21 protein-coding genes are annotated in these 20,395 nt (G+C 56.0%); 13 read left to right on the plus strand and 8 right to left on the minus strand.

Going from position 1 to position 20,395, the window contains the following annotated elements:
- Positions 1-8: 8 nt before the first annotated feature.
- From potH to BJ885_RS02965, 6 genes are all read left to right on the plus strand, one after another.
- Positions 9-962, plus strand: a complete 954-nt coding sequence (gene potH, locus BJ885_RS02940) for a putrescine ABC transporter permease PotH (RefSeq protein WP_029739446.1) — start codon at positions 9-11, stop codon at positions 960-962.
- The gene (potI, locus tag BJ885_RS02945; protein ID WP_029739447.1) at positions 959-1,804 is read left to right on the plus strand and encodes a putrescine ABC transporter permease PotI; all 846 of its coding nucleotides are present in this window, start codon (positions 959-961) and stop codon (positions 1,802-1,804) included. Before potH ends, potI begins: the two co-directional genes overlap by 4 nt.
- Positions 1,805-1,869: 65 nt before the next feature.
- On the plus strand, positions 1,870-2,343 hold the full coding sequence (locus BJ885_RS02950) for a YbjO family protein (RefSeq protein ID WP_029739448.1): 474 nt from the start codon (positions 1,870-1,872) through the stop codon (positions 2,341-2,343).
- Between the two features lie 40 nt (positions 2,344-2,383).
- A complete protein-coding gene (gene rlmC, locus BJ885_RS02955; protein WP_121931150.1) occupies positions 2,384-3,514 on the plus strand; it encodes a 23S rRNA (uracil(747)-C(5))-methyltransferase RlmC in 1,131 nt (376 codons plus the stop codon).
- A gap of 111 nt (positions 3,515-3,625) precedes the next feature.
- The gene (locus tag BJ885_RS02960; RefSeq protein WP_121931151.1) at positions 3,626-4,333 is read left to right on the plus strand and encodes a response regulator transcription factor; all 708 of its coding nucleotides are present in this window, start codon (positions 3,626-3,628) and stop codon (positions 4,331-4,333) included.
- On the plus strand, positions 4,317-5,786 hold the full coding sequence (locus tag BJ885_RS02965) for an ATP-binding protein (RefSeq protein WP_121931152.1): 1,470 nt from the start codon (positions 4,317-4,319) through the stop codon (positions 5,784-5,786). Before BJ885_RS02960 ends, BJ885_RS02965 begins: the two co-directional genes overlap by 17 nt.
- A gap of 81 nt (positions 5,787-5,867) precedes the next feature.
- Here BJ885_RS02965 and artJ read toward each other — a convergent pair whose 3' ends face one another.
- The 6 genes from artJ to BJ885_RS03000 form a co-directional block, all read right to left on the minus strand.
- Positions 5,868-6,599: an arginine ABC transporter substrate-binding protein ArtJ gene (gene artJ, locus BJ885_RS02970; protein ID WP_021240923.1), complete on the minus strand. Its 732-nt coding sequence runs from the start codon at positions 6,597-6,599 to the stop codon at positions 5,868-5,870.
- Positions 6,600-6,772: 173 nt separating this feature from the next.
- Positions 6,773-7,441: an arginine ABC transporter permease ArtM gene (gene artM, locus BJ885_RS02980; protein WP_029739452.1), complete on the minus strand. Its 669-nt coding sequence runs from the start codon at positions 7,439-7,441 to the stop codon at positions 6,773-6,775.
- On the minus strand, positions 7,441-8,157 hold the full coding sequence (gene artQ, locus BJ885_RS02985) for an arginine ABC transporter permease ArtQ (protein ID WP_023310941.1): 717 nt from the start codon (positions 8,155-8,157) through the stop codon (positions 7,441-7,443). The genes artM and artQ overlap by 1 nt, the downstream gene beginning before the upstream one ends.
- A 6-nt stretch (positions 8,158-8,163) precedes the next feature.
- Positions 8,164-8,895, minus strand: coding sequence for an arginine ABC transporter substrate-binding protein ArtI (artI, locus tag BJ885_RS02990; RefSeq protein ID WP_008500032.1), 732 nt, complete (start codon positions 8,893-8,895; stop codon positions 8,164-8,166).
- A 19-nt stretch (positions 8,896-8,914) separates the two neighbouring features.
- The gene (artP, locus tag BJ885_RS02995) at positions 8,915-9,643 is read right to left on the minus strand and encodes an arginine ABC transporter ATP-binding protein ArtP (protein WP_047648219.1); all 729 of its coding nucleotides are present in this window, start codon (positions 9,641-9,643) and stop codon (positions 8,915-8,917) included.
- Between the two features lie 226 nt (positions 9,644-9,869).
- Positions 9,870-10,388: a lipoprotein gene (locus tag BJ885_RS03000; RefSeq protein WP_029739453.1), complete on the minus strand. Its 519-nt coding sequence runs from the start codon at positions 10,386-10,388 to the stop codon at positions 9,870-9,872.
- 97 nt (positions 10,389-10,485) lie between these two features.
- On the opposite strand from BJ885_RS03000, the gene BJ885_RS03005 reads away from it, so the two are divergent.
- The 3 genes from BJ885_RS03005 (at position 10,486) to BJ885_RS03015 (ending at position 12,518) form a co-directional block, all read left to right on the plus strand.
- A complete protein-coding gene (locus BJ885_RS03005) occupies positions 10,486-10,809 on the plus strand; it encodes a heavy metal-binding domain-containing protein (RefSeq protein ID WP_023310944.1) in 324 nt (107 codons plus the stop codon).
- The gene (locus tag BJ885_RS03010; RefSeq protein ID WP_121931154.1) at positions 10,806-11,636 is read left to right on the plus strand and encodes an N-acetylmuramoyl-L-alanine amidase; all 831 of its coding nucleotides are present in this window, start codon (positions 10,806-10,808) and stop codon (positions 11,634-11,636) included. Before BJ885_RS03005 ends, BJ885_RS03010 begins: the two co-directional genes overlap by 4 nt.
- Positions 11,637-11,894: 258 nt before the next feature.
- The gene (locus tag BJ885_RS03015; protein WP_029739455.1) at positions 11,895-12,518 is read left to right on the plus strand and encodes a helix-turn-helix domain-containing protein; all 624 of its coding nucleotides are present in this window, start codon (positions 11,895-11,897) and stop codon (positions 12,516-12,518) included.
- A 17-nt stretch (positions 12,519-12,535) separates the two neighbouring features.
- Here BJ885_RS03015 and BJ885_RS03020 read toward each other — a convergent pair whose 3' ends face one another.
- Positions 12,536-13,150, minus strand: coding sequence for a hypothetical protein (locus BJ885_RS03020; protein WP_047648213.1), 615 nt, complete (start codon positions 13,148-13,150; stop codon positions 12,536-12,538).
- Entirely contained in the window at positions 13,150-14,724 is a 1,575-nt protein-coding gene (locus BJ885_RS03025; RefSeq protein ID WP_121931155.1) for an ExeA family protein, read from the minus strand. Before BJ885_RS03025 ends, BJ885_RS03020 begins: the two co-directional genes overlap by 1 nt.
- A gap of 300 nt (positions 14,725-15,024) precedes the next feature.
- Between BJ885_RS03025 and gspC the strand changes: the two genes are divergently transcribed.
- The 4 genes from gspC to gspF are packed head-to-tail and all read left to right on the plus strand — an operon-like array spanning position 15,025 to position 20,394.
- Positions 15,025-15,756, plus strand: coding sequence for a type II secretion system protein GspC (gspC, locus tag BJ885_RS03030; protein ID WP_121931779.1), 732 nt, complete (start codon positions 15,025-15,027; stop codon positions 15,754-15,756).
- A gap of 13 nt (positions 15,757-15,769) precedes the next feature.
- Positions 15,770-17,695, plus strand: coding sequence for a type II secretion system secretin GspD (gene gspD, locus BJ885_RS03035; RefSeq protein WP_121931156.1), 1,926 nt, complete (start codon positions 15,770-15,772; stop codon positions 17,693-17,695).
- Between the two features lie 12 nt (positions 17,696-17,707).
- A complete protein-coding gene (gene gspE / locus BJ885_RS03040; RefSeq protein ID WP_121931157.1) occupies positions 17,708-19,186 on the plus strand; it encodes a type II secretion system ATPase GspE in 1,479 nt (492 codons plus the stop codon).
- Complete coding sequence (gspF, locus tag BJ885_RS03045; protein WP_121931158.1) at positions 19,186-20,394, plus strand: type II secretion system inner membrane protein GspF; 1,209 nt, start codon at positions 19,186-19,188, stop codon at positions 20,392-20,394. The genes gspE and gspF overlap by 1 nt, the downstream gene beginning before the upstream one ends.
- Position 20,395 lies beyond the last annotated feature (1 nt).

The following is a 20,395-nucleotide window of genomic DNA, read 5'->3' on the forward strand; positions in this document are numbered from 1 at the left end:
AGCGGCAAATGAGTGCACTTGAACCTCCAGCCCGCGCAGAAAAGCCGGGCGGCTTTGCCCAGTGGCTGACGCGCATGCAGATGAACCACGGCCGCAAGCTGGTGATCGCCATGCCGTACGTGTGGCTGATCCTGCTGTTCCTGCTGCCGTTTCTGATTGTTTTCAAGATAAGCCTGGCGGAAATGGCGCGGGCGATCCCGCCCTATACCAACCTGTTGGACTGGGCCGACGGGCAGCTGACGCTGACGCTTAATCTCGGCAACTTCCTGCAGCTCACCGACGATCCGCTCTATTTCGAAGCGTATCTGCAGTCGCTGCAGGTGGCGGCGATCTCGACGCTCTGCTGTCTGGTGATGGGTTACCCGCTGGCGTGGGCGGTGGCGCACAGCAAGCCGTCGACGCGTAATATCCTGCTGCTGCTGGTGATCCTGCCGTCGTGGACCTCGTTCCTGATCCGCGTTTACGCCTGGATGGGGATCCTGAAAAACAACGGTGTGCTGAATAACTTCCTGATGTGGCTCGGGGTTATCGATCAGCCGCTGACGATCCTGCACACCAACCTCGCGGTCTATATCGGCATTGTGTACGCCTATCTGCCGTTTATGGTGCTGCCGATCTATACGGCGCTGACGCGCATTGATTACTCGCTGGTGGAAGCGTCGCTCGATCTCGGCGCCCGCCCGTTAAAAACCTTCTTCAGCGTCATTGTCCCGCTGACCAAAGGCGGCATTATCGCCGGATCAATGCTGGTCTTTATCCCGGCGGTAGGGGAGTTTGTGATCCCGGAACTGCTCGGCGGCCCGGACAGCATCATGATTGGCCGCGTGCTGTGGCAGGAGTTCTTCAATAACCGCGACTGGCCGGTGGCCTCTGCGGTGGCGATTGTTATGCTCCTGCTGCTGATCGTGCCGATCATGTGGTTCCACAAGCATCAGCAGAAACAGATGGGAGATCACGGATGAACAACTTACCGGTAGTGCGCTCCCCGTGGCGAATAGCGATCCTGGTGATCGGCTTTACCTTCCTGTATGCGCCGATGCTGATGCTGGTGATCTACTCCTTCAACAGCTCCAAGCTGGTGACGGTCTGGGCAGGCTGGTCGACGCGCTGGTACAGCGAGCTGTTCCACGATGATGCGATGATGAGCGCGGTGGGGCTGAGCCTGACTATTGCCGCCCTGGCGGCGACAATGGCGTCCGTTCTGGGTACGATCGCCGCGCTGGTGATGGTGCGCTTCGGGCGTTTTCGCGGCTCAAACGGGTTCGCCTTTATGATCACCGCGCCGCTGGTTATGCCGGACGTGATCACCGGCCTCGCGCTGCTGCTGCTGTTCGTGGCCCTGGCGCACGCCATCGGCTGGCCGGCGGATCGCGGCATGCTCACCATCTGGCTGGCGCACGTTACCTTCTGTACGGCCTACGTGGCGGTAGTGATCTCCTCGCGCATGCGCGAGCTGGATCGCTCCATTGAAGAGGCGGCGATGGATCTTGGCGCGACGCCGCTGAAGGTCTTTTTCATCATTACCCTGCCGATGATTATGCCGGCGGTGATCTCCGGCTGGCTGCTGGCGTTTACGCTGTCGCTGGACGATCTGGTTATCGCCAGCTTTGTCTCCGGACCGGGCGCGACGACGCTGCCGATGCTGGTCTTCTCCAGCGTGCGCATGGGGGTTAACCCGGAGATTAACGCTCTGGCTTCCATCATCCTCGGCGTGGTCGGAATTGTCGGATTTATCGCCTGGTATTTGATGGCGCGCGCGGAAAAACAGCGCGTGCGCGATATCCAGCGTGCAAGACGCGGCTGAAGGATTTAAAATTTCCAGTGATGTGCCGCGCATGACGCGGCACTGTTTTTCAGGGAAGTAAAACATTGGGATTATTAAAGAAATCACGTACTACGCACGCGCGTCCTAACGTACCTGCACTGGTTCAGGTGGCGGCGCTCGCCATTATTATGATCCGCTGCCTGGACGTGCTGATGATTCTGAACACCCTGGGCGTGCGCGGCATCGGTGAATTCATTCACCGCAGCGTGCAGACGTGGAATCTGACGCTGGTCTTTTTGAGCAGCCTGGTGCTGGTGTTTATCGAGATCTACTGCGCGTTTTCGCTGGTCAAAGGACGCAACTGGGCGCGCTGGGTCTATCTGCTGACGCAAATTACCGCCGCCAGCTATCTGTGGGCCGCCTCGCTGGGATACGGCTACCCGGAGCTGTTCAGCATTGCCGGTGAATCCAAACGCGAGATCCTGCGCGCGCTGTTTATGCAAAAACTCCCGGACATGCTGGTTCTGTTCCTGCTTTTTATCCCCGCCTCCAGTCGGCGGTTCTTCCGCCTGCAATAATGTGTATAATCGCAGCCCTCGTGATTCTTAAGGTTTTCATATGCAGTGCGCACTCTATGACGCCGGACGCTGCCGCTCCTGTCAGTGGATAGAACAGCCGGTCTCTCAACAACTCACCGCCAAAATGGCCGACCTGCAACAGCTGCTCGCAGCGCACGCGGTGGGCGAGTGGTGCGCATCCGTCAGCGGCCCGGAGCAGGGCTTTCGTAATAAAGCCAAAATGGTGGTCAGCGGCAGCGTTGAAAAACCGCTGCTGGGGATGCTGCACCGCGACGGCACGCCGGAAGACTTAACCGACTGCCCGCTGTATCCCGCCTCGTTTGAGCCCGTCTTTGCCGCACTGAAACCCTTTATTGCGCGTGCAGGGTTAACGCCTTACAACGTCGCCCGCAGGCGCGGCGAGCTGAAATACCTTCTGCTGACGGAAAGCCAGAAAGATGGCGGCATGATGCTACGCTTTGTGCTGCGCTCCGAAGCCAAACTGGAGCAGCTGCGCGCGGCGCTGCCGTGGCTGCAGGAACAGCTTCCGCAGCTTAAGGTGATTACGGCGAATATTCAGCCGGTGCATATGGCGATCATGGAAGGGGAGAAAGAGGTTTTCTTCACCGAACAGCACGCGCTGGCCGAAAGCTTCAACGGCGTGCCGCTGTGGATCCGCCCGCAAAGCTTCTTCCAGACTAACCCGACCGTGGCAAGCAGCCTGTACGCCACCGCCCGCGACTGGGTTCGTGCATTAAACATCCAGCATATGTGGGATCTCTTCTGCGGCGTGGGCGGCTTTGGCCTGCACTGCGCCACGCCAGAAATGCAGCTCACCGGAATTGAGATCTCTGCCGAAGCGATTGCCTGCGCGAAACAGTCCGCCGCCGAGCTGGGGTTAACGAATCTGCACTTCCAGGCGCTGGACTCCACGCAGTTTGCGACCGGCCAGGGCAACGTGCCGGAGCTGGTGCTGGTGAACCCGCCGCGTCGCGGCATCGGGAACGCGCTGTGCGACTACCTGAGCCAGATGGCACCGGAGTACATCGTCTATTCCAGCTGTAACGCACAGACCATGGCAAAGGATATCGGCAGCCTGCCGGGCTACCGCATTGAACGCGTGCAGCTTTTCGATATGTTCCCGCATACCGCGCATTATGAAGTGTTGACGTTGTTGGTGAAAACGCGCTAATCCTTAACATCGCCCGGCATGAACCCCGCACAATGTTCAACAAAATGTGAACTCTTCCCCCGCTCGAAATCAGGTAAGCTTACGTCATAAGAAATGATTGAAGGCTTACCCATGAAGCAGATCCTGCTGGTGGAAGACGACCACGATATCGCGGCGCTTCTGCGACTCAATTTAGAAGACGAAGGCTACGCCATCACCCACGAGCCCGACGGGGGCAACGCCTTAGTGCGCCTTGAAAAGCAGCCGTGGGATGCGGTGATCCTCGACCTGATGCTGCCCAACGTTGACGGTCTGGAGATTTGCCGCCGCATCCGTCAGATGACGCGCTACCTGCCGGTGATCATCATCAGCGCTCGCAGCAGCGAAACCGACCGCATTACCGGGCTGGAAACCGGCGCCGATGATTATCTGGCTAAGCCGTTCTCGGTGCAGGAATTAATTGCGCGCATCAAAGCGCTATTCCGCCGCCAGCAGGCGATGGGGCAGGCGCAAACCGACGGCCAAATTCAGGCCCACGGTCTGACCATCGATCCGCTGGCGCGCAGCGTGCTGCTTCACGGCCAGGTGGTGGATCTCACCCCGCGCGAGTTCGAGCTGCTCTACTTCTTTGCCCGTCATCCCGGCGAGGTGTTTTCCCGTCTGGCGCTGCTGGAGCAGGTCTGGGGCTATCAGCACGAAGGCTATGAGCACACCGTTAACACCCATATTAACCGCTTGCGCATCAAGATTGAGAAGGACGCCGCCGAGCCGGAGATTATTCGCACCGTCTGGGGCAAGGGCTATAAATTTGCGGAGCCAAATCATGATGCGGCGCTTTAGCCTGAGCCAGCGCCTGACGCTGCTGTTCATCCTGCTGATGATGCTCTGCGCCACCGTCGCCTGCGCGGTACAGCTCTACAGCAGTACGCAGTACGGTAACGCGATGGTGCAGCGGCTGTCGGGCGGGCTGGCGCAGCAGATCGTTCAGCGTGAAGCGATTCTGGACGCGCAGGGCAGGGTCGACCGGACGGCACTCAAGCCGCTGTTTGACCGGCTGATGACCTTTAATCCGAGCGTTGAGCTGTATGTCGTCTCCCCGGACGGCGATATCCTGGCCGATGCCGCACCGCCGGGCCACATTCAGCGGCAAAAAATCGACCTGGCGCCGGTGCAGACCTTCCTGAGCGGTACCGCTATACCGATCCTGGGCGACGATCCGCGCAGCCAAAATAAAAAGGTCTTTAGCGCCACGCCGCTGCGGCAGGACGGCGAGCTAAAAGGCTACCTCTACATTATTTTGCAGGGCGAGGAGTCCAACGCGCTGGCGGAGATGGCCTGGCACAAGGCGCTGTGGAGCACGGTGCTGTGGTCACTGCTGTGGGTTGCGCTGTTTGGCCTGCTGGCAGGTTTACTGGTCTGGTACTGGGTTACGCGCCCGGTAAAACAGCTGACGGTCGAAGTCGCCGGGCTGGAGCAGGACAGCATAAGCGCTATCAGGCAGCTGGCGGCACAGCCGTCGGACGCGGCGGCAAAGGATGAAGTGGCGATCCTGCGCAACAGCTTTATCGAGCTGGCGCGCAAAATCACCCGCCAGTGGGACCAGCTGGCCGACAGCGATCGCCAGCGCCGGGAGTTTATCGCCAACATTTCGCACGATCTCCGTACGCCGCTGACCTCGCTGCTGGGCTATCTGGAAACCCTGTCGCTAAAATCCGCCACGCTGACGCCGCAGGAGCACCAGCAGTATCTCGCCACCGCGCTGCGTCAGGGGCAAAAGGTCCGTCATCTGTCGCAGCAGCTGTTTGAGCTGGCGCGCCTTGAGCACGGCGGCATTAAGCCGCAGCGCGAGCGCTTCGCGATGGGGGAGCTGATTTCCGACGTGGCGCAGAAGTTTGAGCTCACCGCCCGCACGCGCGAGGTGAATCTGCATATTGACGTGCCGGGACCGCTGCCGCTGATTAACGCCGATGTGTCGATGATCGAACGCGTGGTGACCAACCTGCTCGATAACGCGATGCGCCATACGCCATCTGGCGGGGAAATTCGTCTGGCGGTCTGGCAGGAGAATGAACGGCTTCAGGTAGAAGTGGCAGACAGCGGAACGGGCGTGGATGCCTCGCTGCGCGACGATCTGTTCCAGCGTCCATCGGCGTTGAATACCCAGGCATCGCGGGAGAATCGCGGCGGGCTGGGGCTGTTAATCGTGAAACGCATGCTGGAGCTGCACGGGGGCGGGATTAGGCTGATGGAGTCGGCGAGCGGGGCACGGTTCAGGTTCTTTGTGCCGCTTTAAGAAATTGCCGGGTGGCGGCTTTCGCCTTACCCGGCCTACAGACTACCACCCCCGTAGGCCGGGCCACCCGGCAAAAAAATCTTACTGCGGGAACCACTGCTCGCTGATTTTCTGGTACGTGCCGTCAGCTTTAATCGCTTTCAGCGCGCCGTTCAGTTTTTCCAGCAGGGCCTTGTTATCCGGACGTACCGCGATGCCGAGGCCCGTACCGAAGTACTGCGGATCGGTCACTTTCTCGGTTGCGGTGCCCAGCTGCGGATTGGTTTTCAGCCATTCGTTCACCACGGCGGTATCGCCGAACACGCCGTCGATGCGGCCATTTTTCAGGTCGATAATCGCGTTCTGATAGCTGTCATAGGCGACGGTTTTCACTTCAGGATGCTTGTCCTGAAGGTATTTCTGGTGCGTGGTGCCGTTTTCCATCCCGATGCGTTTGCCTTTCAGCTGATCGAAAGAGGTATAAGCGCCTTTCTTCGCAATCACGACCGCAGAGTTGGCGTAGTACGGGTCGGTAAACGCGACCTGCTTGCTGCGCTCAGGCGTGATGTCCATCCCGGAGATAACCGCGTCGTATTTTTTAAATTTCAGCGACGGGATCAGGCTGTCGAAGGCATGGTTGGTAAAGGTGCAGTCGGCCTGCATTTGTTTGCACAGCGCTTTCGCCAGGTCGATATCGAAACCCACGATCTGGTTGCTGGCATCCAGCGATTCAAACGGCGGATAGGTGGCGGACACGCCAAAATTGATTTTATCTGCTGCGGATGCGCCAGCGGCGAAGGTGGCGAGTAATGCGGCCAGAACTAACTTTTTCATTGTAATGCTCCCGTCTGTCTTATTTATGCGCCGTGTCTGCGGCATGGATGTACAATGCCAGTTAATGAATTTGTATGCAATAAAAATGATTAAATATTATGTTCATCATAAAAAAAAGCGGATAACCCATCAGGTTACCCGCTCCATAAATACCGTTTTATGCACTCGCGTAGTTAATTTCTGCGCTCAAACGCCAGCGCTCTACGCTCGATCAGGCGCATCATCAGCGTCAACAGACCGTTAACCACCAGGTAAACCACGCCTGCCGCACCGAACACCATCACGTCATAGGTACGTCCGTACAGCAGCTGTCCGTGACCCATCACCTCCATCAGGGTGATGGTGTAGGCCAGAGAGGTACTCTTGAACACCAGCACCACTTCGTTGGAGTAAGAGGAGAGCGCGCGCTTAAAGGCGTACGGCAGCAGGATCGCCAGCGTGTCTTTCTTGCTCATGCCCAGCGCCCCGCAGGACTGCCACTGACCTTCAGGAATGGCGCGGATCGCCCCGTAGAACAGCTGGGTGGTATAGGCCGCACTGTTCAGCGAAAGGGCAATCAGGGCGCACAGCCACGGTTCAGAGAGCAGATGCCAGATAACCGGATACTCCTGCAGCGACGGGAACTGGCCCGGGCCATAGTAAATCAGGAAGATCTGCACCAGCAGCGGCGTACCGGTAAACAGGGTGATGTAGCCGCGCACAATCCACACCAGCACCGGCGTTTTCAGCGTCAGGATGATGGTGAAGATAAGGGCCAGGATCAGCGCCACGATTATGGACGCCACGGTCAGCGTCAGGCTGGTGTGCAGCCCTTTCATCAGCTCGGGGAAATATTCAAGCATCAGCCTGGTCTCCGTTCAAAGCGCGTCGCACGCAGGTCAATACGCTTGAGGATGTACTGACTGAGCAACGTGATTACCAGGTAGATAGCCGCCGCCACAATGTACCAGGTAAAGGGCTCCTGGGTACGGGTGGCGATGCTTTTGGTTTGCAGCATCAGATCGTTAACGCTTATCAGGCTCACCAGCGCGGTATCTTTCAGCAGCACCAGCCACTGGTTGCCGAGGCCCGGCAGGGCATGGCGCCACATCTGCGGCATGACCAGACGGAAGAAGATCGCTGATTTCGACAGGCCTAACGCCTGACCCGACTCCCACTGACCCTGCGGCACGGCTTTCAGCGCACCGCGCAGGGTTTGCGACGCGTACGCGGAGTAGAGCAGGGAGAGGGCAATCACGCCGCACAGGAACGGGCTGACGTCGAAGTTTTCAATCTGCATCTGCACCGGGATCTGCGCAAAGCCAAGATTGATCGTGAAGCCGTCCGACAGCGTCAGCAGCAGCTGTGAGGAGCCGAAATAGATAAACAGAACCACCAGAATTTCCGGTAGCCCACGCAGCACGGTGACCAGCGCGGAGCCTGTCCAGGCGACGGGGAACCATTTCGCGGATTCCCACACCGCAAAGAACATCGCCAGCACGAGGCCGATAATCAGTGCGCAAACGGCAAGGCCGACGGTCATCCCGGCGGCGCTTGCTAAAGGAAAAATTTCATTCATCAGGAATTACTTCTGGAACCATTTTTTGTAGATGGTTTCGTAGGTGCCGTCTTTCTTCACTTTTTCCAGCGCAGCGTTGAATTTCTGCTGCAGCTCAGTGTTGCCCTGACGAACGGCAATCCCCAGACCGGTACCGAAGTAATCCTTATCGGTCACTTTGTCGCCCACTGGCGCCAGCTTGTCGTTGGCTTTCAGCCACTCGGTCACGACCGCGGTATCACCAAATACGCCGTCGATACGGCCATTTTGCAGATCCAGCTTCGCGTTCTGGTAGCTGTCATACGGAACGGTGGTGATTTCCGGATGTTTATCCATGATGAATTTCTGGTGCGTGGTGCCGTTCTGCACGCCAACTTTTTTGCCTTTCAGCTGATCGACAGAGGTGAATTTCCCTTTCTGACCAATGAACAGGGCGGAGTTGTCGTAGTAAGGGGTGGTGAACAGCACCTGCTTTTCACGCTCCGGGGTGATGTCCATACCGGCCATCACGGCGTCGATACGGCGGAACTTCAGGCTTGGGATCAGGCTGTCGAATGCCTGGTTGCTGAAGGTACAGGTCGCGTCGATCTCTTTACACAGGGCGTTAGCCAGGTCCACGTCGAAGCCAACAATTTTGTTGTTCGCATCAATCGACTCAAACGGAGGGTAAGAGGCTTCCGTGGCGAAACGAATGGTCTGGGCTGCGGTAGCGGAAAGGGTAACGCCAGCAAGCAGCACGGCAAGTAATACTTTTTTCATTATATTTCCCCTGACACAATCAATGAGATAAATAGTTTTTGAAGGCATCGGTTTGCGGGTTCGCGAAGCAGCCCGCGTCACCTTGCTCAACGATATAACCGTTTTCCATATAGACCACACGGCTGGCGGTTTTACGCGCCACTTCCACTTCGTGGGTGACGATAACCTGCGTAATATTGGTTTCCGCCAGCTCGCGAATAATGCTGACGATCTGGGCGGTAATTTCCGGGTCCAGCGCCGCGGTTGGCTCATCAAACAGCAGTACCGCGGGCTCCATCATCAGCGCACGGGCAATGGCCACGCGCTGCTGCTGACCACCGGAGAGGTGCAGCGGAAAGCGGTCGCTGTAAGGCTTAAGACGCAGACGATCCAGCAGCTTTTCGGCACGCGCGATCGCCTGATCCTTGCTTAACCCCAGCACGCGGCACGGCGCTTCAATCAGGTTTTGCAGGACGGTCAGATGCGGCCAGAGATTGTATTGCTGGAAGACCATGCCGACGTTTTGACGCAGTTCGCGAATCGCTTTATCAGACGGCGTTTTCGCGAAGTCAAAATGGTTACCGGCAATTGCCAGCGTACCTGAACGGGGCATTTCAAGCAGATTAAGGACGCGCAGAAGGGAGCTTTTGCCTGCACCGCTTGGGCCAAGCAAAACCAGCGTTTCGCCTTCCGGGCAGTTCAGCGTGATGTCAAACAGCGCCTGGTGTGCGCCGTAGAAGCAGTTAATGCCGTTTAGTTTAATACTCATCGGGGCAGTCTTTACTCATCCAGGCAATCTATAGCAATTGAGGCCGCAGATAGTACCGTTGACAGAATAGTTATGCAATATTTATGCGTTAAAAGTTAAATATAACCCGTGTTTCCTCTTAAACATAGCACAAAATAGCGAACGGTAAGGTCGGCGAGTATAAATGTCGGCATTCCGCATGAAATGCCGCACATTTTACGGGGGTTACCAGGTTGTATCGGCGGGTTTAGCGATTCTCAATCGACTGGCGAAGCGTGCCTGCCGGGGCATGAACGCTGCCGCCAACGTAGCGCACGTCGTCTACCGCCCAGCACTGTCCTTCACGGATCATCAGCACTTCATCCTGCCAGGTTTGGGTTCCCTGCGTCAGCTTCACGCGCAGCGGAATATTGCGGGCATCGGTGTTCGGGATGGTTGACGCGCTGGCCACTTCGGCGCTGTCCGGCAGCGTGGTACGGCTGGAGAACGGATCGGATTTCAGCAATGTGTTGTGCTGAGGATCGCGGGTGGCGTCGTTAAGCAGTTTTGCCAGACCGTCGCTCAGATACGGGCGCAGGCCGGTGAGATCGTTGCTGCGGTGCTGAATGCGATAATCATAGAACTGCTGCGCCACGGTGTCCGGGCCGCCCTCAATGCAGGGGCCGCTGCGGGTACCAATATCCTTAAAGGCTGGCGTGACCGTGGTGGTACAGGCGCTGAGCACCAGCGCGCAGGGCACCAAAAGTGTTAAAGCAGAATAGCGCATGTTGATTTCCTTATTTATTAACTATCCTTTCAATCATAGCGTAACGAACCGATAATGCTGTGCCTAAGGCATTGAACGCTAAAGAAGGAGAGAAACCATGCAGTTTTCAACAACGCCAACCCTGGAAGGGCAGACAATAACCGAGTATTGCGGTGTGGTTACCGGCGAAGCGATTCTCGGCGCCAATATCTTCCGCGACTTTTTTGCCGGTATCCGCGATATCGTTGGCGGCCGCTCGGGCGCATACGAAAAAGAGCTGCGCAAAGCGCGTGAAATCGCCTTTAAAGAGCTTGGCGAGCAGGCGGAAGCCCTCGGCGCTGATGCGGTCGTGGGGATTGATATCGACTACGAAACGGTCGGAAAAGATGCCAGCATGCTGATGGTGAGCGTAAGCGGTACGGCGGTGAAAACCCTCCGATGAAGCGTTCGCTTGCCACGCTCCTGCTGGCGCTGCTGCTGGCAGGGTGTGCCACTGAAAAAGGGATCATCGATAAAGGCGCCTACGAGCTGGACACGCGCCATCAGGCGCAGGCGGCTTACCCGCGTATAAAGGTGCTGGTGATCCACTACACCGCAGATGACTTTGACAGCTCGCTGGCCACGCTGACGGATAAGAACGTCAGCTCTCACTATTTGATCCCGGCTAAACCTCCGGCAGCGGACGGTAAGCCGCGCATCTGGCAGCTGGTACCCGAAAGCGAACTGGCCTGGCATGCGGGCATCAGCTTCTGGCGCGGCACCAACCGGATTAATGATACCTCGGTCGGCATTGAGCTGGAGAACCGCGGCTGGCAAAAAACGTCGGGCGTTAAGCATTTTACGCCGTTTGAGCCTGAGCAAATTGCGGCGCTGGTTCCGCTCGCCAAAGACATTATTACCCGCTACAACATCAGGCCTGAAAATGTGGTGGCCCACTCGGACATCGCTCCGCAGCGTAAAGACGATCCCGGCCCGCTGTTCCCGTGGCAGGCGCTCGCCATGCAGGGCATCGGCGCGTGGCCCGACCCGGCGCGGGTGGCGTTTTACCTGAACGGCAAGCCGCGCGACGAGCTCGTGGAGCCGAAGGTGCTGCTCGATCTGCTGGCGCGCTACGGCTATGAGGTGACCGATAACATGACGAACGCGCAGCAGAAGCGCGTGATCGTCGCGTTTCAGATGCATTTTCGCCCGTCGCGCTGGGACGGCGTGGCCGATCGCGAAACGCTGGCTATCGCGGAGGCGCTGTTAGAGCGCTACGGGCAGGGGTAATCCTTCGGGTTACCCGACGCCACTTTACACGATCTCCTTTTGGACTGATTTTTAATCACATTCACGGTGTAAATGTTTTATAGTTTCCTCAGTCGAAATTACTCGCAAACGTGGTTGACAATATATCAGCACGACAAATAAGAAATACGGATGTTCTAACGTCTTAGCTTTACTTTACATTTGTTAAATGGACTACGCATTTATGCGCTGTGATTGCACACGTTCACCTTTTTCAATTTAATATTAATAGGTATAACAATGTTAAGTATCTACAGTAAAAATAGCCGTCCACAAGCAGAACTTGACGCCCTTATCGCGGCAACTGAAGGTTTTGAAGAAAGAACCTTACGCAAATGGCAGCGTATCAGTACCGAGAACAACGAAGATATTCATTTTATCGTTAGCGGTGAAGTTGAATTCCGCCGCGAGTCGGATGAACTGTGTATGTTCACCTTACAGAATAAATGTATTTTTGGTCTCTCCTCTATTTATTACAACTCAACGCATATGTATGGCCTGGTTCGTGCCAATACCGTGGTGCGCACCATTAAAAAAGATGATTTTGTCCGTCTGATAAGCGAAAAAAATCTTTGGGAAGCCTTGAGTAAAGTCCTCTCCTGGTATGTTTGCCTGCTCAGCAAGCGTGACGAAGTGCTGGTGGCCCGCAGCGCCTACTCGATTGTTCGCGAGTTCTTGCTGGAAATTAACGAACTGATGGTGCACCATCAGCGCGATATCAATATTTATGACTATATTCAGGAATATACCAGCCTGGCCCGCAGTACCATTATTAAAATCCTCGCTGACCTGAAAAAAGGTAATTATATTCAGGTTGAGAAAGGTCGTCTTATGTATTTGTCAGCATTGCCGGAGAAGTATTAATCGCTTTTATCTCCTTTTTAACTGAAAGGAGGGCTATGTTTCAGTAAATTATTTGCCTGCGTTCCTGACGTGGTTTCATCCACGGGAGGCGCGGGCATTTTCCCTTGCGAATAATCTTTTTCCTGTTCTTTTAACGCCTTCATCAATAATGCCTTGATCGCCCCGTCATCAACTGTCTGACCGGAATTATCCTGTTCGGGGATAGCAGAATTCTTCACTTCTGTTCCTGGCAATATATCCCGGGAAATATCATGCGGCATTTCACCGTCGGGAGCCTGCTGCCAGTCGGCATCGCCGCTATCAATGGGCATCTCATGCAGCGGCGGCATCTCTTTTGTCACCGGTTCTTGCTTTGCTTCAGGCTGCGGGAACGGTTTACTGACATAGACATAATGCATATCCGATAGCGTCGTTTCTGGCTTAACGGCGCTTGCTTTTACTGGCTCAGGTACCGGATGACGCAGATCCCAGTAGAGATGAGCGTAGAGTCCCGCAGCGATCGTCATCACTATTCCCACCACCCAGATCAGGGTGGTACAGACCACTTTTTTCAGCGAGGGGCGCCGGTAAGAAAACCAGACCGGCGCATTCAGGGTAGCGCTGCGCTGGGCAGCCAGAGTAATCGTCGACATTATGAATGCTTCTCCTGCGCGTTGGGGGTCGCAGATATATTTGCGGACTGAATAAGTACGCTTGGCGTAGTCCGGGTTTCACGCATTAACTGCATCAATGTATCTTCACCCGCAATCCCGTCCACATGCAGATGCATTTTCTGCTGAAACTCGCGGGTACGTTGCATCAGTTCGGCCGTCCACACCTTTGTGTGGGTTTCGGGTAGATTCAGCGCCAGGCTAAGCTGCTGATCCATCCAGCCCAGATCTTTGGCGCTGCTTTCGGCGCTCACGGCATCTTTCCCCTGCGGCGTAAGGCGGTGCAACTGGGTGTAATTGCCCGTTGCATGCTGGTTAAACCAACTGCGGCTCACCTGCCAGGTGCGATTATTCATCAGCAGATCCAGCGAGTTATCGTCTACTCTGGCCACCACGGCATAGTTCAGGTGATCGCCTGTTTTGATCTCGCCAATCCACGGGTAACCCTCTTTTGCCAGCTCTTCGACCGGAGCGCTACCCTCCTTACACATCAGATTGACCTGCCCGGCGTTCTGGCAGAGCGCCTCTTCCATCGTGGCGTCATAACCCCACATGGTATAGAGCTGATGCATCGCATCGGGCTTATTCACCACTTCATTATCAATAACCGGCACCGCTGGGGCGTCGGTTTTTGGTGCCTGCGGTTTCCAGCTGGCCATCACGGGCAGCTGTACCGGCAGTCTGGCGGTAATGGTGGGCATCAATGTCCAGCCGCAGGCGGCAAACAGTACGGAGGCAAAAAGGCCCATAACGGCAAGGCGTTTGCCCTTCGGTTTCGCCGGCAGAACTTCTCCTGCGGCGAGGCGCAGATGGCGCGGCGATACCTGCGCTGAACGCTCGGTCCAGGCGGCAAGCATTGCAAGGTGCGCCAGCTCGTTGAGTTTGCCTGTCTGTCCTTTGGTCAGAACATGCATCTTGCGCACGCGGGCCCGGGTAAACGGCGTCGCGTCGCTGCCATGTTCTTCACACTGGGTCTGAACATAGCTCAGGGACTCGCGGCAGGTAAGAGGCCGGAGCGTGTGATGCGTATGAAGAAATTCACGCAACCCGGACTGCTGGAGGGCGGCTTCCTGGTCGGCCGATCCCATCAGCACAACCGACAGAGGCACATCCAGCTCTTGCGCGCGGGTTAACAGCATGGACAGAGCGTCGTGGCAATTCGCTTTCATTGACTGAATATGCGAAATGACCAGCACTTTACGCGTGGTTTTGCAGGACAACATCTCGTCCTTCCACTGACGCAGCACAGCATCAATCGCCTGGATCCGGGTTTTGCTCTCTTTAGTGGTGGTGTTGAGTTTATAGAGCAGGCCGCTGGCGCTGAGTTTCGGGAAGGCGTTAATGGCAAGCAGTGTGCCGTCATGCTTTTTCAGCGCCTCGCAAAACTGCGAGGCGAGATAGCTGTCGTCGCTTAAGAGCGCAGTGACGCCTGTTGTCTGGCACTTCTCTTTCAGCAAACCGAACACATCCTGATGATACGGAACAAAAAAATCACCTGGCATCCGGGTGATAGTCCGGAAAGGCTGGGTAGTGAAATTAAAATGGCGCATATACATAGCGTATTACCGTCTCTTACATTCATAACAAGGAGCCAGAAAAGTAAAGGATATAGGTGGAAGGGGCAATTTGAATGCAGGATAAAAATATTCTGTCTGCGCCTCTATCATGAGTTTATTTAACGATCAACCTTTTTCTAAATTATTGTTAGCGGAAGTGTGAATGGGCGGAGGCGAGGAAACACATTAGTATTTACGCCACTCACTCATACAGCCCAGTGCTGTGAATTACTGACTGGCAGAAAGGCTCGTTAAAAAATGCGTATGTCATTTGTTACTCAATTGATTATGCCCTGCGTCATGTTTGTGCTGCTTATATTCTGCAGCCAGCAAGGGTATATGGTTTATAAAGATTATAAAAAAGTGACGAACAGGTTATCTGATTCAAAAAAGAATATGCAAAAAAAAAGTCACGATGAAAACCAGTTTGTACTTTTTTCGCCGGCGGTGATGCCAGCGAAACAGCCAGCGGCGGTGAAAAAGCCGCTCAGTGCGGAAATAGAAGGTATTCTCAGCAGCGATGAAGCCTGGCTGTCCTTTGCGGTGATAAAAACCCCCGCCGGACAAAAGAGCTATCGCGAGGGCGAAATGCTCGCCGGTTTTGACAATGCCTATATTGCCGAAATTCATCCTGATAATGTTGTGGTGAATTATGAAGGCGCGCCGCAGGTTATTTCACTTAAAAAACCAGACTATTTTAAAGGCGGCGTTGACAGCGCCCCGGTAACCAAATCGAAGAAAGATGCAGGGTTAGATAATCTGCATCTGGATGATTATCTGGTGTTAAAACCAATAATCGAAAAAGGCCAGCTGGAAGGCTACAACATTAATCCACGCAATGCGTCGCCTTTCTACAGCCATGCTGGCCTGGAAAAAAGTGATGTAGTGGTAAAAGTTGACGATGTGGACATGACTAAAGAGGCGCAGGCAAAAGAGCTCGTTGCCCGCTGGTCAAAAATGAAAGAGGCGGATGTCGTTATTCGGCGTCACGCTCACCTTGAAAATATTCGGGTCAATGTTCTAAACAATTAATAAGTGTACAGACATGAAGAAATTTCCATGGGCGTGCGTAGCGCTGACCGCATTGTCGTTATATTCAGGTTCGCTGTTCGCGGCGAACTTTAGCGCCAGTTTTAAAAATACCGATGTCCGCGAATTTATCGATACCGTCGGGCGTAACCTTAATAAAACCATTCTGGTCGATCCTTCCGTTCAGGGAACGGTGTCGGTTCGCACCTACAACGTACTGACGGAAGATGAATATTACCAGTTCTTCCTGAGCGTGCTGGATCTCTATGGTCTGTCGGTGATTCCGATGGATAACGGGATGGTGAAAGTCGTGCGCTCTTCGGTGGCCCGCATGTCGGGCGCACCGATTGCCGACAGCAAAAACCCCGGCAAAGGCGACGAAGTCATCACCCGCGTGGTGCGGATGGAGAACGTCCCGGTACGCGAGCTGGCCCCCCTGTTGCGTCAGCTGAACGACGCCTCCGGCATCGGCAACGTGGTTCATTTTGAACCGTCAAACGTGCTGCTGTTAACCGGCAAAGCCTCGGTGGTTAACCGCCTGGTGGATCTGGTGCAGCGTGTGGATCAAAGCGGCGTCCAGCGCCGTGAAATCGTGCCACTGCGTTTTGCCTCGGCCAAAGAGCTTTCTGACATGTTGAACAACCTCAACAACGAAGAGCAGAAAGGGCAAAATGCCCCGCAGCTGGCGACCAAAGTGGTCGCCGACGATGAAACCAACAGCCTGGTGATCAGCGGCAGCCCGGACGCGCGTCAGCGCACCCGGACGCTGATCTCCCAGCTCGATCGCGAGCAGAACAACGAGGGCAACACCCGCGTCTTCTACCTGAAATACGCCAACGCCAGCAAAGTGGTGCCGGTGCTGACGGGGATCGGCGAGCAATTGAAGGATAAAGCGGGCGGAGGCAAGAGCAAAGCCGCGCCGATGGCAGGCGATCTGAATATTTCCGCCGACGAGTCTACCAATTCGCTGGTGATCACCGCCCAGCCAAACGTCATGAATTCACTGGAAAAAGTGATCGACAAGCTGGATATCCGCCGTCCGCAGGTACTGGTGGAGGCGATCATCGCCGAAGTTCAGGACGGTAACGGTCTGGATCTTGGCGTGCAGTGGACCAGTAAACACGGCGGGGTTCAGTTTGGTTCGACCGGCCTGCCGATCAGCCAAATCAAGAAGTCAAAAGTCATTGGCAGCTATACGGGCCTGGCGACCGGTTTCTTTAACGGCGACTTTGGCGCGCTGATGACGGCGCTGTCCACTAACGGCAAAAACGACATTCTGTCGACACCGAGCGTGGTCACGCTGGATAACAAAGAGGCGTCGTTCAACGTCGGTCAGGATGTTCCGGTCCTCTCCGGTTCACAGACCACCAGCGGCGATAACGTCTTTAACTCTGTGGAACGTAAAACCGTCGGTACGAAGCTGAAAATCGTACCGCAGATCAACGATGGCGACATGATCCATCTGAAGATCGAGCAGGAAGTTTCCAGCGTGGATAACACCTCGACGGCCGATGCCAGCCTGGGCCCAACGTTCAACACCCGCACCATCAACAACGAAGTGATGGTCCACAGCGGGCAGACGGTGGTGCTGGGGGGGTTGATGGAAAACGTCACCAAACAGTCGGTCTCGAAAGTGCCGTTGTTGGGCGATATTCCGGTGGTGGGGCAGTTGTTCCGCTATACCTCCCAGGACAGCGCCAAGCGTAACCTGATGGTGTTTATCCACACCACCGTACTGCGCGACGACGACAACTACGGCGCGGCCTCGAAAGAGAAATATGAGCAGATCCAGGCGCGTCAGCAGCAGCGTATGGAAGAGCACAAGCTGGGCATCGTAGAGAATGCTGATTCGCCGATGCTGCCAGCCTATCCGGCCCAGAGCCGCGCCGCGCCGGTGAGCGCCAGTGCGCCGGTGTCGTCCCGCAATCCGTTTAAAGAATAAGGCGCAAGCGACATGACCGAGATGAGTAATGCGCTCTGTACCAGCACTTGGGCGAAAGAGAACGGGGTCCTGTTCTATAACGACGAGGTGTATATCCGCGAGGATGCGCAGGCGTATGCCCTGCTGGAGATGCGCCGCGTGCTGGGGCGCTCCTATGCCCCGACGATCTTGACGGCGGAAGCGTTTGACGAACTGCTGACCAACATCTGGCAGCAGAACAGCGGCGTCTCGCAGCAGCTGGTGGACGACATGGACGCCGATATTGACCTGATGGCGTTAACCGAGGAGATCCCTGACAACGAAGATCTGCTGGATAACGACGAGAACTCGCCGGTGATCCGCCTGATCAACGCCATTATGGGCGAAGCGGTGAAAGAGGGGGCCTCCGATATTCACATTGAGACCTTCGAGCGCACCCTGAGCATTCGTTTTCGCGTTGACGGCGTGCTGCGTCCGGTGCTGCAGCCGGCGCGCAAGCTCGCACCGCTGCTGGTGTCGCGTATCAAAGTGATGTCCAAACTGGACATCGCCGAAAAACGTCTCCCCCAGGACGGTCGTATCTCGCTGCGCATTGGTCGTAAGGCCATTGACGTGCGTGTCTCCACTATCCCGTCTCAGTACGGCGAACGCGTGGTGATGCGTCTGCTGGACAAAAGCAACCTTAAGCCGGACATCAACAAGCTCGGTCTGATTGACGAAGAGCTGGTGAAGTTAAAGGGACTGATTGAACGTCCGCACGGCATCATCCTGGTGACCGGCCCGACCGGTTCGGGGAAAAGTACCACCCTGTACGCGCTGCTGTCGGCGCTTAACGGCCATGAACGCAACATTCTGACCGTGGAAGATCCGATCGAGTATGAACTTGAAGGGGTCGGGCAGACCCAGGTCAACCCGCGCGTGGACATGACCTTTGCGCGCGGACTGCGCGCCATTCTGCGCCAGGACCCGGACGTGGTGATGATCGGGGAAATTCGTGACGGTGAAACCGCGCAAATCGCGGTACAGGCCTCGCTCACCGGTCACCTGGTGATGTCCACGCTGCACACCAACAGTGCCGCGGGCGCCATTACCCGTCTGCGTGATATGGGGCTGGAGTCATTTTTAATCGGTTCGTCGCTGCTTGGCGTCATTGCCCAGCGTCTGGTGCGTCGGCTGTGTCCGCACTGTCGCACGACCAGTCCGCTGGATGACAATGAGAAAGCGCTGTTCACCTTTATGGAAACGCCGCCGAAAGCGATTTATCGCGCCGTGGGCTGTGAACAGTGTCGCCAGAGCGGCTACCAGGGACGCGCAGGCATCCATGAATTTCTGGTGGTCGACGGCGCCATGCGGCGTGCGATCCATGAAGACAAAGATGAGATGTCCATCGAAACGCAGCTTTTCAAAGAGGCCTACAGCCTGCGTGAAAACGGTCTGCTGAAGGTGATCTCCGGCGTGACCTCGCTGGAAGAGGTCATGCGTGTCACCGCCGAGCGTGGGGGGGATGCGTAATGGCCTGGTATGCGTGGTCCGCGACGGACGCCGCGGGGAAAACCCAGCGCGGCACCCTGCAGGCCGAAGGGCCCAAGCAGGTGCGCCAGATGCTGCGCGAACAGAAGCTGATGCCAGTGAACATTGCGCCGACCAGCGAGCCGTCGGCGGGAAAAAACGCCCGTAAAGGGGCAAAACTGTCGATTCCGGTGCTGTCGATGTTTACCCGACAGCTCGCAACGCTGGTCAATGCCGCGCTGCCGCTGGAGAGTGCGCTGAAGGCGATTGCGAAGCAGACGGAAGATAAAACACTGGCGGCGATGGTGAGCGAGATCCGCGACAAGATTGTGGAAGGTCACACGCTGTTCGACGCCTTCAGCCAGTTTCCGCGCAGCTTCGACAAGCTCTACTGCACCCTGGTGATGGCCGGTGAAAAGACCGGTCATCTCGGTGGCGTGCTGGAAAAGCTCGCCGAGTACAACGAGCAGCGCCAGAAGATGAAAAGCAAGCTCACTCAGGCGATGGTCTACCCCATTACCCTGACGGTGGTGGCGATCGCGGTGATCTCTATTCTGCTGGTCGCCGTGGTACCGCAGGTCATCGACCAGTTCACCCACATGAAACAAGAGCTGCCGGTGACCACCCGCACGCTGATTGCGGTGAGCGACTTTTTACAGGCCTGGGGCATCGTTATCGCCGGCGGCCTGTTCGGGGCGTCGGCGAGCTTTAAATTTTGGATAAAAGTAGAAAAGAACCGATTTGTTTATCATCGGTGGCTGTTGCTAAAGTCACCGCTGAAAAAATTGGTCTGCGCCATCAACAGCGCGCGCTACATCCGTACGCTGAGTATTTTGCAGGCGAGCAGCGTTCCGCTGCTGGAGGGGATGTACATCGCGATGGACGGGATTGAAAACCTCTATGCCCGGCAGGTGCTTGAGCAGGCGGCGGACACCGTGCGCCAGGGGGCATCCCTCTACAACGCGCTGGAACAGGCGAGAATTTTTCCACCCACCATGCTCTACATGGTGGCCTCCGGGGAGGAGAGCGGCGAGCTGGGCTCGTTGATGGATCGTGCGGCGGAAAACCAGGAATCTGCATTACAGCATCGAATTACGTTAACGCTGTCGGTATTTGAACCGGCACTGGTAGTAACTATGGCGACCGTTGTTTTATTTATCGTTCTTTCAATATTACAACCGCTTCTTCAACTTAATAATATGGTGGGTTAAT

Origin of the sequence: Enterobacter sp. WP_7_1 (assembly GCF_003688535.1) — a bacterium.
GTDB lineage: Bacteria > Pseudomonadota > Gammaproteobacteria > Enterobacterales > Enterobacteriaceae > Enterobacter > Enterobacter asburiae.